Raw genomic sequence first — 13,474 nt, 5'->3', positions numbered from 1 at the left:
TTCGAACATCCTATTTGGGGCAAATCGCGGCGCGCTCGGCGTCACTGATCGACAGGCTCTGATCTACTGAGAAGCGGTCGAACTTTGCGTCGATCCATTTGTCGCAACCACCTGAGCATGGGGCGCCGTTGCGTGCGTCGTTCCAGTATTCCTTGGCACGCTCCTCGGACCAGCCGCAGAACTGGACCAGCGCCATAGCCGAAAGGGCGCCCGAGGAGTGAACGCCCCACATGCAATGGACGTAGACCGGTCCGTCACCATTCTTGATGACGTCGTGGATCGCCTTCATCACGTTTGCAGGTCTTGAGGAACGTGCGGCCTGATAGTCGAAATTGCCATCACCGCAAGATGTTACACCGTAATCAGTGTTCTTTCCGAAATCGGCATAGAAGCCACGAGAGAAGCCTTCGGAACAGAGAGCCTCCCGCTGTGACGAGGAGAGGCCGGTGCGGCCTTTGTCTCCGCCTGAGAAACCTCCGCGATATAAGACCCCGTCAAGGACCGGACGGAAGAAGGCGCTGCCGTCGGGCGCGCCCGTGTTGCTTCGTGCGAGCATTTCCGAACGCGACGGGCCACCGTCTCGGGCGTTTACATCGGCTTTGCCCGTGCCTGCAACACTCAGAGAGGCAATCACGGCCAACACCGCTGCCTTGAAGATTCTAGGTTCCACTTGCATTCTTCTCCCTTTCAAGGGTGCCCCGCCATTTGTGCGGCTGGGCACCGGCTTCACAAAAAGCCCTCGTTCGTCAAAGACATCGGACGTATGGTCGAGCCGTCGCTATAGGCAATGCACTGCCATGGTGCTTGCTGGGGTCCCACGCCGACGATGACTTCCGTCCCAGCCTAGGAAAAGCTAGACCTTAGCACAGACACATCTGCATTCTTGGTCTCGATTGACACGCGCTGCAGGCACGCCTGCTCCGCCGCCGATGAGGAAGATGTCACCACGCCGCCCGTATCCTCAACGCAGCCCGCCAGAACAAACGCAGCAGACAGCGCTGCCGTGATCTTGATCTTCTTCATCTTCTTCCTCCTTGTTGAAAGTCGATTACGTCAAATCTACCGCAGAACCCAAGAAAACGCGGCGAGAATGGCGATCAGAATCGGTTGATGAACGAGGTAGATGAGAAGACTGTGTTGCCCGGGTAGCGTCAGGGCAAGCGGTGGCGGTGTCTTCCAGCGAGGTTCCAACCGAGCGGGATCGACGGCCTGTGCAAGAGCCATGCCGATCAGGAATAGGGCAAGCCAAGGTACGAGCGGGATGTAGTCGAGCGATGGCGGCACTGCCGCGCCGAGACCCGTCCAGACCATCCACGAGGGTAGATCGAGGCTACGCCCCAGCACAAACGATAATCCCAGGACCGCGCTTGCTGCAGCCGCTGTTACGAGTGCTGGCGCGCGAAGCAATATCACACCGAGAAGGCTTGCTGCGGCAATCGCGTGAAGGATTCCGAACTGAATCCACGCATGCGGCATGACCAGGCGGGTTACGAGTGAAACGAGGACCGCGGCACCGGCGATGACAGCTATTCGTTTTGCCCACGCTTTCAGCCGAAGGCCATCACCATGGGCTAGAACAAAGCTGACCCCCGACAGGAGTAGGAAAGAGCCCGCGACTAGTCGGGCGAAGACCGCCCAGAAGCCGCCAAGCGTCGTTCCCGGAGGCATGAATTCGAACATCTCCATGTCGCGGACGAAGTGGAAGGCGATCATGCCGCAGAGCGCCGCCGTCCGCGCGACGTCAAGCCAATGGAGTCGGGAGCGATTATCATGCGCCATACCAGCGTAGTCGCGGCTGTCAGCAGGCATAGCCATTAAGTGTCTCCCTATCCCTTAGTCTTCGCTGGCGGTACAAAATTGCTCCAGCACAGCTTGGCAATCCAACGTAATTCCCACAAGAGCGCGTCAGACGCAGTCTCGCCGGACATCTGAGCAAGGTCGGTTGTTGCGCGAATAAGAACCTGGTCCACCTGCTAGGGTCAGGATTCATAACCAGTAGATCACGACAGCAGCGAGTGCGATGGCTGAGAGGAAGACCTTGGGACAGCGGTCATAGCGTGTCGCCACGCGTCGCCAATCCTTGAGCCTGCCAAACATAATCTCGATGCGGTTGCGCCGTTTATATCGGCGCTTGTCGTATTTGATCGTCGTCTTTCTCTGCTTTCGACCGGGGATACAGGCGCGTATCCCTTTGTCTTTCAACGCTTCTCTGAACCAATCTGCGTCATAGCCGCGATCTCCGAGTAACCTGTCAACATCAGGAATACTGCTCAGCAAAGCTCGCGCTCCGATGTAGTCGCTGACCTGACCTGCGGTGACAAACAGGTTGAGCGGGCGGCCCTGGCTGTCGCAGATGGCGTGCAGCTTGGTGTTCATACCACCCTTTGTCCGACCGATCAGGCGGCCGCGCCCCCCTTTTTGACGCCCAAACTGGTCGCTGTGTGGTGTGCCTTTAGGTATGTGGCGTCGATCATAACAGTCTTCTTTTCTCCGTGATCTGCGGCCAAACCTGTCATCATTCGAGCGAAGATACCCTTGTCGCTCCACCGCTTCCAACGGTTGTACAGCGTCTTGTGCGGACCATAATCCGCAGGCGCGTCGCGCCACCGTAACTCCACACTGGGAACATTTGCCAATGGTGGCGGGCTGCATACCCGCTTTGGCAACGTGACGCTGACCAATAGCACCGTCACCGGGAACTCTACGACGGGTGCAACTGCTGAAGGTGGCGGTCTGTACGCTCGTAATAGTGCCATAACCCTGACCAACAGCCTTGTGGTCGGCAACCTGTCGGCGCAGACGGCAGACGATGAGTTGAGCATTCATCCCGGCGCGACACTCGCGCTCACGGGCGGCAACATCGTCGGCGACAGCTTCAGCATCGACGGGGTCGAGCAGGCCACCGGGATTTCGGCGGACGAGGTGTTTGCGCAGACGCAGACGTTGACCGTGGGCGGCGCAAGCACCACGGCGGGTGTTCTGGCGGATAATGGCGGGCCGGTCGAGACCGTCGCGCTGCTGGCCGACGCGGCCAACCCCGCGCTTGACCAGGTATCTCCTGTTTCAGGTCTCACAACGGACGCGCAAGGGTTTCCACGCGCGGTCGATCTGCCGGGCGTGGGCAATGATGGCGCAGGTTTTGTCGATCTGGGTGCGGTCGAGTTGCAGCGCCTCGGCAACCTGACGGTTGAGCTGCTGCCCACCAGCATCGCGGAAACCGGGGGCGTGGCGACGGGAACCGTAACCCGGTCCGGAGATACATCGACCGCGTTGACGGTCTACCTGACCTCAAGTGATCTCACCGAGGCGACTGTGCCCGGCTCTGTGGTGATCGGTGTCGGAAATGACTCCGCCAGCTTCACGGTGGCTGCGGTGAACGATGGCATCCTCGATGGCAGTCAGTCCGTGACCATTACCGCAACCGCCAATGCGATCAATGGCGGGTCTGCCGATCTCACTGTCTTTGAAAATGTCCCCAGCAATCTTCCTCCGACTCTGACGCTGTCCGGCACGACCGCTTCGTTGCCCGAGGACACGGCCCTGTCCAACCGGTTGAAAGTCGCGGATCTGATGATTGCAGACGACGGCCTGGGAACAAATCTTCTGTCCATCACCGGACCGGACGCGGGCCTGTTCGAAATCGATGGCATGTCGCTGTTCCTCAGGGCGGGGACTGCTCTGGACCACGAGACCAATGCGACACTCGACCTGACAGTGACGGTGAGCGACCCAACCCTTGGGGGAGCCGGCAACAGCGTTCCGCTGAGCGTCACCATAACGGATGTCAACGAGGCCCCGGAACTGTCGGTTTCCCAGATATTCTCTGCGCTTCCCGAAGGGGTATCGGGTCCGGACCGCCTCAAGGTGGCCTCCGTTACCATCCTCGACGACGGCACTGGAAGCAACCTGCTGAGCCTCACGGGGTCGGATGCGACGGTGTTCGAGCTTGATGCAGGTGCGCTCTACCTCAAGCCGGGGATCGCACTGGACCCGGTGTCGACACCGCAGCTCGATCTGGTGATCGAGCTTGACGATCCCACTCTTGGCTCCGGCCCCGAGGACAGCGTGGCGCTGAGCTTTGTCGTTCCCGACACCGATCAGGGCGGCGGCGATACCGACGACCTGCTCATCGGCACACAGATTTCCGACCATTTGCGGGGCCTCGGCGGTAATGACACGCTGGTCGGTCTCGCAGGTGATGACTTGCTCGACGGCGGCCCCGGGGATGCGGATGTTGCGGTGTTCAGGGGACCGGCGGGCTACTATACGATCGCCATCACGCCGGAAGGGGTTATCGTCACCGACCGCCGTGCAGACGGTGACGGGTCGGATCTGCTGATCGGTATCGAAACGCTTCGCTTCGGCGACGACCCGGCAGGAGCGCCGGACTCGGGCACGACGTTCGACCTGGATGGGTATGCGGGTGTCCTTGGCCTGACAGAAGCGCAACTGGAGGTGATCACCCAGTTCTACGTGGGTCTCTTCAACCGGGCTCCGGATGCACTTGGCCTCTTCTTCTGGGCAACGCAGCTGGCCAACGGGCTCGAGGAGGCGACGATTGCTCAGGCCTTCATCAACAGCCCTGAAGCGATTGCTCTGTACGGTGCTGCCCCCAGCTCGGAAGAGATCGTAGAAGCCGCATTCCAGAACTTCTTCGATCGCGAGGTCGATCTTGCAGGCAAGGTCTTCTGGACCGGGCTTCTGGAGCTGGGCGTGATCTCGGTGCCCGAGTTCTTCACCCTGATCGACGAAGGGGCCCGGGCACCAACCGGTTCCGCCGTCGATGTGCAGACACTGCAGGACCAGGTCGATCTCGGTCTCTACTTCGCGGCCATCAACGGGCTGTCGGACGTCCCCGATGCCACCACCGCATTGGCGACTTATGACCTACTCGACCGCATCACCAGCCTGCGAGAGGCAAAGGACCTGATCGACGGATGGGCAACTGAGGCCGGAGAGCCGGACTCAGACACCTTCATCATTCAGCTCGCGGGTGTGATCGACAATCCGTTCGACGGATTCGCCTGATAGATGACGGGGAGCATGCACAGGTTGTCGCTATCCGACATTGTCGGTGAATAAGCCGTGGTTGTCACTATTTGGCAACCACGGCCCAAAGCTCGATTGGACTCGGTCGCTGAATGCAGGGCCACACAATAGGGCAGCCCGGCGCAATCCGTGCAACTCGTCAAGCGCGAAGGTTTATTCGATACCGGCGAGCTCGTACGATTCCCGTAGGTATTCTTTCATCCGGACATCGGTTTCGAGTGCGCTCTTCATCATCGCCTCAAGGCTGACATCGTGTCCGAGAATGGCATATTCAGCAATTGCCCATTCAGCGTCGTCCAGCCGCCCCAGACGAGCCAGGATAGCGATCTGAAGCCTTAAGCAATATGGGCTGTTCGGCATCTGCTCAAGGCATCTCAGGATCGCGGTTTCTGCTTCCACGTTGCGGCCAAGATGCTGGAGGATATTCGCCTGTCCGAGATGATACCAGAATGGCGGTTGCGGATGCGTTGCCATAATGCCATCGAAGATCGCCAATCCATCTTCCAGATCGCCCGACATCGCAAGGACAATTGCGAAATACGCTCTTGGATCATCGTTATCCGGCTGAAGTGACATTGCCTCCCGAAGGTGCGTCAGAGCCGCTTCAGTGTCACCGCCCGGTGCCACCGAATGCAGTCGGCCAAGGGCGTAGTGGGCGAACCACAGCCCGGGGTCCAGCTCGAGCGCACGCTCGGCGAAGAAGAACGCCTTCTCGCTGTCTGCGTCGGAGATCACGGACCAATCGTTCTCGAGTCGAATGGCATACGCCGATGCGAGTTCAGCGTAGGCACGCGCGTAGGCTGGATCCCCTGCAACCGCTCGCAGAAGATGTCGCTCTGCTGCAAGGCTGCCCTCGTAGGTGAAGGTGCTGATCTCTCTGCGGGCATGCATCACTTCTTCGAAGGCTTCGGGGTCTTCGGTGTCGGTCAGCGCAAGGCGTTGACGATCGCGTTCGCTAAGCGTGACTGACATGGCGGCGAGGAGAGCCTCGGGTAAGTCGTCCCGGAACGTCATCAGCCCGGCGCGTGACCCTTCATGGCGGTCGGCCCAGATCGTAGAGCCGTCAATCCCATCGATTAATCGAACTGAGAGGGAGACGTTGTCCTCGAGCTGTCTCACAGAGCCATGCACGAGATAACGTGCGTCAAGCAAACGCGCCGTATCCAAGAGGTTTGGCGTAGTGTTTTCGACCCCATCGGATTGCACTTGTGCAACGATCTTGATGCCGGACATTTCAGCCAAATGTATTTCGAGATCGTCGGAAAGGCCTGCAGCAAGAAACCGGTCTGTTTCGTTGCTGGCTGAGAATGGAATGATGGCCACCGCTTCTCGAAGCTCTGTCGGTGTCACACCAGCGATTTCAGAACCCGCCTCTTGGGGGCGTGCATTGAAAACATACACCGCCAGAAGCACCAATGCGGCCAGCGCACCGACTGACGCCAGAACCGCCATGCGACGAGGCGCTGGCGACGCTTTGACCGCCGCTTCGGACCTCGTGACGTTTATACGGTAGCCTTGCTTGGGAAAGGTCTGCACGATGTCGTGGCCGTCATCTCCTAGGGCCTTGCGGATATCAGAGATGCATCGCGCGATGCTTTCATCCGTCGCGACCGTATCCGGCCAAATAAGGTCGGACAGCCGATCCTTTGACAGAATGCGCCCTTGTTCGGCTAGCAGGACAGCCAGCATCTTTTGTGATTTTGCCCGAAGAGGGAGTTCCACACCGTCGGGACCAAGCAGGCACCCGTCCCGCCACCGAAAGCCCGCTTCACCAAGGCGGATATCTTGGGGCTGGAAGTTCGGATCGTGCTGGGTCACTGGACGCTGGCTCCCTGATCGGATGATACGCCATCTTTGACTGTCGGGCGAGTTTTTGTGTTCCGCGGAAAGAATTCAGACCGATTTCAGGGTTTCTTCAAGCCTTTCATTCTCCGGCATCCCCCAATGACACCTGCGCAAACAGCGCATGAGAACAAGTCACACAGCACCCAAGGGAGATTTCTTATGCAGATTTTCAGAACGCGGTCAGTCGGCCTGCTCGCTACACTCATAGCATCCGTAGCAATTCCGAACATGGGCTTGGCGCAGGGCATCGATTTTCCGACGACCTGTCTTGCCGAAGCCGACGACCTCATCAATGACGGTCTGACCGACCTGCACAACATGATGTACATTGAGGCCGAGGCCGACTTTACCCGCGCGGCCGAAGCTGACGCGAACTGCGCGATGGCCTTCTGGGGCGTAGCCATGGCGAATTTCCATCCGTTGTGGCCAGGCGGGCCGACCCCTGACGAAACCGAAAGAGGCATCGCGGCCGCAGCGGCTTTGGCAAAGATGTCACCGGAAAGCGCACTGGAACAGGCTTTTTCTGACGCGGCACTCGCCTTCTATGCGCCCGGGCACGACGGTTACCGCGCCCGGATAAACGCCTGGGCAGACGCGCAAGTCTCTGCATACGAGGCAAACGGCGACAGCATTGACGCTGCTGCCTTTGCTGCACTTGCCCGGCTTGCCACAGCACCAGGCGGGCCGGACCGTGTGAAAATCAATGCAGAGGTTGGTGACCTTCTCGACAGTCTGCATCTGATTGCACCTGATCATCCGGGCGTGATTCACTACGCAATCCATGCCTACGACAATCCCCCACTGAAAGGGCGTGGGCTGCGGTATGCGGAAATCTATGACAAGACTGCTCCTGACGCGGCCCATGCACTCCACATGCCAGCGCATATCTTCACACGTACCGGCGACTGGCCCACATCGATCGACCTGAATCGGCGTTCTGCAGAGGCGGCGCTGAAGGTGTCGGGCGATATCGTGCAGACGCATTATGTCCACGCCATCGACTACATGGTTTATGGACATCTCCAGATCGGTGAGCCTGAGAAAGCTGCTGAGCTTGTGGCGGAAATGATGGCGATCCCGAACCATCAGCCATCCTTCGGGGGCGCTTATGCACTGGCTGCATCTCCACTCCGCTTGCTTCTCGAGGAGGACAAGTGGGCCGAGGCTGCGGCATTGTCGAAGGACATGCATTCTGCCATCCCGTGGGAGAATTTTCCCCAAACGGTCGCAATGCATTCGTTCGCCAGAGGGTTAGGCGCGGCGCGCTCCGGCGACACGGAATCCGCGCAAGGGGCTGTTGAAGAGTTGGACGCACTTCACAAGACCATGACCGACCGGGGACAGAACTATTGGGCGCGGCTGACTGAAGGCCAGATCCTGAGCGTGAAGGCGTGGATCGAACGCGCCAAAGGGAACGATGACCTTGCAATCAGCCTTCAGACAGAAGCCGCCGACCTCGAGGACGAAATTGGCAAGAGTCCGGTCACGCCGGGCCATGTTCTGCCTGCGCGCGAGCTTCTGGGCGATCTCCTGCGCGAGACCGGTCAGCCGGAAGCAGCAGCAGAGGCATATCGCAAGACGCTTGCGCTTTCCCCCAACCGCGCCCGCAGCATTGCAGCGCTGGGACAGCTTGGTTGAAATACTTTGGCACCCGTCCGGTTCGGGCGGGTGCCAATGCGGATCAGCGATCGCTTTGATCTGCCTCAAAGCATCACATTCAGAATGCCGCACATTTTATCCACTCACCCGCGAACGCAGAGAGGAATTCTAGAATGGCTCATCAGAATTTATGCGTAGTTGTCTTTCATGGTCTTACCGGAGCATTGATTGCAACCGCAGTTGCGGCGGAAGACATGGCAGTTGATCTCAACAAATTCGATTGCGGTGTGGTCCGAAAGAATGGCGAAAGCCTGGAACTTGATCGAAGAACAACTGCTGGACCTGTCACGACAAGGTTCTTCTGCACAGGTCGGTCCTGTCTCAATCGAGAACAGATCGAAGCTGCCGATGGGTCAATCTCGGAAGTCTTTCGGCACATCTATCTTCCAAGGGATCGCAATGAATACGTTTCGACATGGGCAATGTACAAAGCGGGTGAAGACGCCCCATCCGTTCATCGGTCCAAGGTGTATCCGTTTGTGAACTGTATGGATCCAGAGTGAAGTCGCTCGCCACATTCTGCGCTTTGGCAATATCTTTCAGCACGGTTTCAGCCTCGGGTGAGTTACTGTGCCGCCGCTCACCAATTGAAGTATCCATCGTCTCAGACAACGAATCCATTCAAGAAGCTGCGTGTAATGCTGTTCATGAGGCTCTTGCGACGCTCGAAGGATGCGGGCTCTCCCAATCTGAGCCCATCGCGATCGAAATCGGTGCTGGACCTCTCCTGGATCATCAGAACTGTCTCGGAGTCTATCATTGCGAGAGCAATCAAGTTTACGTCCTTGAACCCAACGTCATGTCAAAGCTGCTGGGAGATCAGAGCCCACTGATTGCAATACCGATCGAGAGCCTCTTCTCCAGCATTATCGCACATGAATTGGCCCATGCATTGTTGTTTCAAATGAGAAACGGAGCAGGAGAAACCATCGCGGAAGATGAATATGTCGCCTACGCTATGCAATACTTGTCCCTGACAGCGCCAGAACGCGAGTCTTTACTCAGGGCTATGCCCGGGCAGGAGAGTTACGTGACCCGCGACATGCTCAACGATTTCTTCTTAACAATGTCGCCCATTACTTTCGGCAGTTGGGCGTGGCGTCACTTCGAAAAACAGGAGGATGGTTGTGGGTTCATTTCAGGCATCGTCTCCGGAGAAATTGACTTCACACTCGACGCGGCTTCGCGGTGCCTCAATCCACCCGAGTGCACAATAAACAGATAGCAGAGTGGCCTCGCTATTTATCCCAAAGCACTTCGAGTAGTTGGTCCGGTATGGTTGTCCAATAGACCATCGCTCCACTATCCAGCGTCTCTAGCCAAGCAGACTGATCTCCTTTGTCACCCAGCGCGATATCCTCCTTGCCATATCCGGAGACCGACAGCTTGACGCCAAGTTGCTCCGCGCGTTCCAGAAGTTCAGGAGTTATGTGCCGGACTCGTTTGACATGCGCGAGTACCAATTCGTCGCCGATCACTTCAGACCAAGTTTCGAGGATTTGAAGTGGTGTTTCCGTCTCGAACAAGCGCGTTTGGCTAATATTTGCATATCCGGCGATGCCGGTCGCATCTACTACCTCATCTACGACCTCTGGATCCACGCCATATGCCAAGAGGTTGCCTTTTGGCTGCTTCGCCAGCACGGCCTTCAGACCCTCCAAGTCAAACTCTTGAAGGTTCAACACAACGAGACACGTGTCGCCGATTAGACTGAGCGCTTCATCGAGTGTCGGAATCTGATGCCCGGTTTCCAACACCAGCCCCCATGCCAAGCACCATGGACCAGAACAAAAGTGATCTCTTTCTTGGCCATGATACCCTTCTTGCAGATTTCCAACCATCTCATGTTGCATGAAAACAAACTCTCTTGGCCACTCGATCCAGGGCTTTACCACCCTCCGAGCGATCGAAGCAGCGTATGATTATGCCGGATACCGGCTGGTTTATCATTCGGCCCTCTCCTGAGAAAGCGTTCAGCTTCAGCAGTTTCGACTATCGACGAAGCACGGGGAAGGTTGCGGAATTTGCGGAAGAGTCCCATCGTTTTATTCTCCTGTTTGCGGGGCATCTCGTTAGTTTCTGAAGCCAGCATTGCACCTCCAGAAGATCAGCGCTTCGGGAGCATTCCCCATTTTTGAGCCGCAAGTTCCCCATTTTATCTCCCTATGAAAATGATCTCGCGCTAGGTTTTGCCTAGGGAGAACCTTTGGATGCGTTTGTTAGACAGGGAGAAAGAGCTCGAAGCGCTCTTACGAAGCCTCGCACCCGCAACCTCGGGCGAAGGTCGTGTCACGCTTGTCTCCGGGGAAGCGGGTGTGGGAAAGACGAGCCTTCTAAGGGTCTTTACATCGCAAGTCAGCCCCAACATTCGCATCCTGCGCGGCGCATGCGAAGATCTTCGCGTGGCAGAACCGTTGGGTCCTTGGCGTGACCTTCTTGTCGATGTCGACCTGCATCTTGCCGACAGGCTCGCCGATTCTGAACGCACTTTCTCCGTGTTTTCTCATGTCTTATCGGCCTTGGCAGACCACCCGGGCGGCACGCTCGTCGTTTTGGAAGACCTCCATTGGGCAGATGACGCTACAATTGATCTCGTGCGTTTCATCGCTAGACGGATCGTTGACCATCCTATCTGCTTGGTCGTCAGCTCAAGGGCGGAACGCGTCGAAGAGCGCCGGATGATCCGCCGAGCCTTCGTTGACCTACCGACGAATATCATGAACCGGGTCGAGCTTTCTCGACTGTCCGAAGCTGCGGTCTCTGAGCTTTGTCGAGAGAGTTTGAAAGACCCGTCGAAGGTATTCGCCGCGAGCGGAGGCAACGCCTTCTACGTCTCCGAACTGCTGAGCAATGCTGGAAAAAAGATTCCCCTAAGCATCAGGGACGCTGTTCTCGCGCGCATTGATCAGCTTCCTGGCGATGCGAAGTCAATTATCCAGGCTGCTTCCATCATGCCGCGCCGGGCGGAGGTCGAGCATGTGATGGCCATAGCGGACTGCACTGACGCGGAGGCGGCGATCGAAATCTGTCTGGAAGAAGGGCTTTTGACAATGTCCGAAACGGCTCTTTCGTTCCGCCATGAGATTGCGCGGGAAGCCGTGTCTTCATCCATTTCAACTATCAAACGACAGGCACTGCACAAGCGTCTCTTTCAAAGACTTGGAAACTCAAAAGATGCCGGTCTTCCACGAATACTCCATCACGCACAAGCTGCGGGAGACAAGTCGGCCGTTGCTGAACTCGCACCAAAAGCCGCGCGCGCAGCCGAAGCGGTAGGGTCAAGGCGCGAGGCGGCCGAGTTCTATCTTATGGCTGTCGACGCGCTCGCGGACGCGTCTGACGCAAGTCTTCTCGAGGCAGCAGCAGCAGCCTGCTATCTTGTTGGCAATCACCCCGCTGCGGCGGGCCTCCAAACAAGGGCGCTTGAAAAGATTGGTGAGTCAGACCCGATCAGGCGCGGAGATGCCCTGCGGAAACTATCAAGATATCGTTGGATAAGAAGCGACTTCTCGGGAGCTTTCGAAGCGGTTCGCGAAGCCATTGCAGTTCTAGCCGATCATCGGGGGCCGGAATTGGCGCAGGCCTATTCTTCTCTGTCGCAGCTCTTGATGACAGGATTTCACACTCCCGAGGTCGAAGCGCCAGCAACACGTGCCATAGAGCTTGCCCGAGAGTTCAATCGTCCCGACATCATTTCACACGCTCTCAACAACCTTGGCATGTCAAAGACGCACTCTGACCCCGAACTTGGACGTAAGCTGTTGTCGGAAAGCATTGAGATTGGGTTGAAACTCGACGATCCGGACCATGCAGCGCGGGCAATGAGCAACTGGATGCACTTTGAGTATCACCGTTGCGAGTTCAAGAACGCGTTGGAGCGTGCGGAGATTGCGGCCCAGTTCACCCTCGAGAACGAGTTGGACGCCTATCATCGTTATGCGCTCGGCATGATTGGACGCACCAAAATGGACCTCGGACAATGGGACGAAGTCGTCCACTTTGCATCTCGAGGCTTCGATCCAGAAGACCGCGTTCCAGAGAACTATCACTTCAATGGCGCCATCGCCCTGCTCATCTATCAGGTACGAACCGGAGCCGAACGAAACGACGATGTCGGAGAATACCTAGCGTTGTTCGATCATGAGACGTCTGAGGCGCAAAGGATAGGACCCTATTCGGAAATAGTTGCCGAACGCGCGTGGTTGTCTGGACAAGGAATGGCAGAAGCAATTGAGCGTCTGAGACTGGTTGCGGCCAAGTCTACGGACATAGAGGCGGTTGCTGGAGTTCCCGTCTGGCTGAATCGGCTTGGTGCGGAGGTTTCTGATCTCGACATTGCGCGCTTTCCAAAACCTTATCTACTAGAGCTCAAGGGCGACATTGCGGGAGCGGCGAGCGCATGGGCAGACATGGGCGCACCCTATAATCGTGCCCTGGCTTTGGCATTCGGCTCTCCCGAACAGCAAAAAGAGGCTCAGTCGACATTTGAAGTTTTGCAGGCCTTTCCCGCAATCGGGCGCATGAATGAAATCCTCGGGAACCCCAAAAACAGATCGAGGGGCCGTCCCCGGGCCGAAGGCCCTTACGGCTTAACAAACCGACAAATTGACGTGCTCCGGTTAATCGATGAAGGGCTAACCAATGAGCAGATTGGAGCAAGGCTCTTTATCTCGCCCAAAACCGTAGATCATCATGTATCTGCTATTCTCTCGCGCCTCGAGGCCTCTTCCAGAGGCGAAGCTGCGGCAAAGGCGCGAAATGAAGGATTGCTATAGTTCTTGCGTCCTGGTGCCGCCGTTGCCCAAAATCCCTTTGCCGTTGACCGTGGGCAGCTCATCGGAAGTCAGTACCCAGGCCACCTTCGAAATACTCCGCTTGCAACTCCTAGTGGACAGCGTAGTCGCCTATCACGGCCCCGCCC

General features: G+C 57.4%; 10 protein-coding genes and 1 pseudogene. 5 read left to right on the top strand and 6 right to left on the bottom strand.

Annotated features, from left to right (window positions below; genetic code table 11):
* Positions 1 to 10 precede the first annotated feature (10 nt).
* From MGEO_RS03280 to MGEO_RS03265, 4 genes and pseudogenes are all read right to left on the bottom strand, one after another.
* Entirely contained in the window at positions 11 to 670 is a 660-nt protein-coding gene (locus MGEO_RS03280; protein WP_143746227.1) for a protein-tyrosine phosphatase family protein, read from the bottom strand.
* A 173-nt stretch (positions 671 to 843) separates the two neighbouring features.
* Positions 844 to 1,023, bottom strand: coding sequence for a hypothetical protein (locus tag MGEO_RS21665; protein ID WP_085635291.1), 180 nt, complete (start codon positions 1,021 to 1,023; stop codon positions 844 to 846).
* Positions 1,024 to 1,059: 36 nt separating this feature from the next.
* Complete coding sequence (locus MGEO_RS03270) at positions 1,060 to 1,815, bottom strand: heparan-alpha-glucosaminide N-acetyltransferase (RefSeq protein ID WP_085635290.1); 756 nt, start codon at positions 1,813 to 1,815, stop codon at positions 1,060 to 1,062.
* Positions 1,816 to 1,986: 171 nt separating this feature from the next.
* Positions 1,987 to 2,612, bottom strand: a pseudogene (locus MGEO_RS03265) (IS5 family transposase); the annotation flags it as partial.
* A gap of 55 nt (positions 2,613 to 2,667) precedes the next feature.
* Between MGEO_RS03265 and MGEO_RS03260 the strand changes: the two are divergent.
* Positions 2,668 to 5,028, top strand: coding sequence for a DUF4214 domain-containing protein (locus tag MGEO_RS03260; RefSeq protein WP_143746226.1), 2,361 nt, complete (start codon positions 2,668 to 2,670; stop codon positions 5,026 to 5,028).
* Between the two features lie 174 nt (positions 5,029 to 5,202).
* On the opposite strand, the gene MGEO_RS03255 is transcribed toward MGEO_RS03260, so the two are convergent.
* The gene (locus MGEO_RS03255) at positions 5,203 to 6,867 is read right to left on the bottom strand and encodes a winged helix-turn-helix domain-containing protein (protein ID WP_211297964.1); all 1,665 of its coding nucleotides are present in this window, start codon (positions 6,865 to 6,867) and stop codon (positions 5,203 to 5,205) included.
* Positions 6,868 to 7,053: 186 nt separating this feature from the next.
* Between MGEO_RS03255 and MGEO_RS03250 the strand changes: the two genes are divergently transcribed.
* The 3 genes from MGEO_RS03250 to MGEO_RS21100 all read left to right on the top strand — a co-directional run bounded on the left by MGEO_RS03250 (position 7,054) and on the right by MGEO_RS21100 (position 9,778).
* On the top strand, positions 7,054 to 8,532 hold the full coding sequence (locus MGEO_RS03250) for a tetratricopeptide repeat protein (protein WP_085635287.1): 1,479 nt from the start codon (positions 7,054 to 7,056) through the stop codon (positions 8,530 to 8,532).
* Positions 8,533 to 8,666: 134 nt separating this feature from the next.
* Positions 8,667 to 9,056, top strand: coding sequence for a KH domain-containing protein (locus MGEO_RS03245; protein WP_085635286.1), 390 nt, complete (start codon positions 8,667 to 8,669; stop codon positions 9,054 to 9,056).
* Positions 9,053 to 9,778, top strand: a complete 726-nt coding sequence (locus tag MGEO_RS21100; protein WP_143746225.1) for a DUF6639 family protein — start codon at positions 9,053 to 9,055, stop codon at positions 9,776 to 9,778. Before MGEO_RS03245 ends, MGEO_RS21100 begins: the two co-directional genes overlap by 4 nt.
* A gap of 13 nt (positions 9,779 to 9,791) precedes the next feature.
* Here the strand turns inward: MGEO_RS21100 and MGEO_RS03235 are convergent, their stop codons facing one another.
* Positions 9,792 to 10,406: a hypothetical protein gene (locus MGEO_RS03235; RefSeq protein WP_143746224.1), complete on the bottom strand. Its 615-nt coding sequence runs from the start codon at positions 10,404 to 10,406 to the stop codon at positions 9,792 to 9,794.
* A gap of 357 nt (positions 10,407 to 10,763) precedes the next feature.
* Between MGEO_RS03235 and MGEO_RS03230 the strand changes: the two genes are divergently transcribed.
* Complete coding sequence (locus MGEO_RS03230; RefSeq protein WP_085635283.1) at positions 10,764 to 13,328, top strand: ATP-binding protein; 2,565 nt, start codon at positions 10,764 to 10,766, stop codon at positions 13,326 to 13,328.
* The last annotated feature ends 146 nt before the right edge of the window (positions 13,329 to 13,474 follow it).

It is taken from the genome of Marivita geojedonensis (assembly GCF_002115805.1).
GTDB lineage: Bacteria > Pseudomonadota > Alphaproteobacteria > Rhodobacterales > Rhodobacteraceae > Marivita > Marivita geojedonensis.
This window is presented reverse-complemented; position numbering and strand designations above follow the sequence as displayed.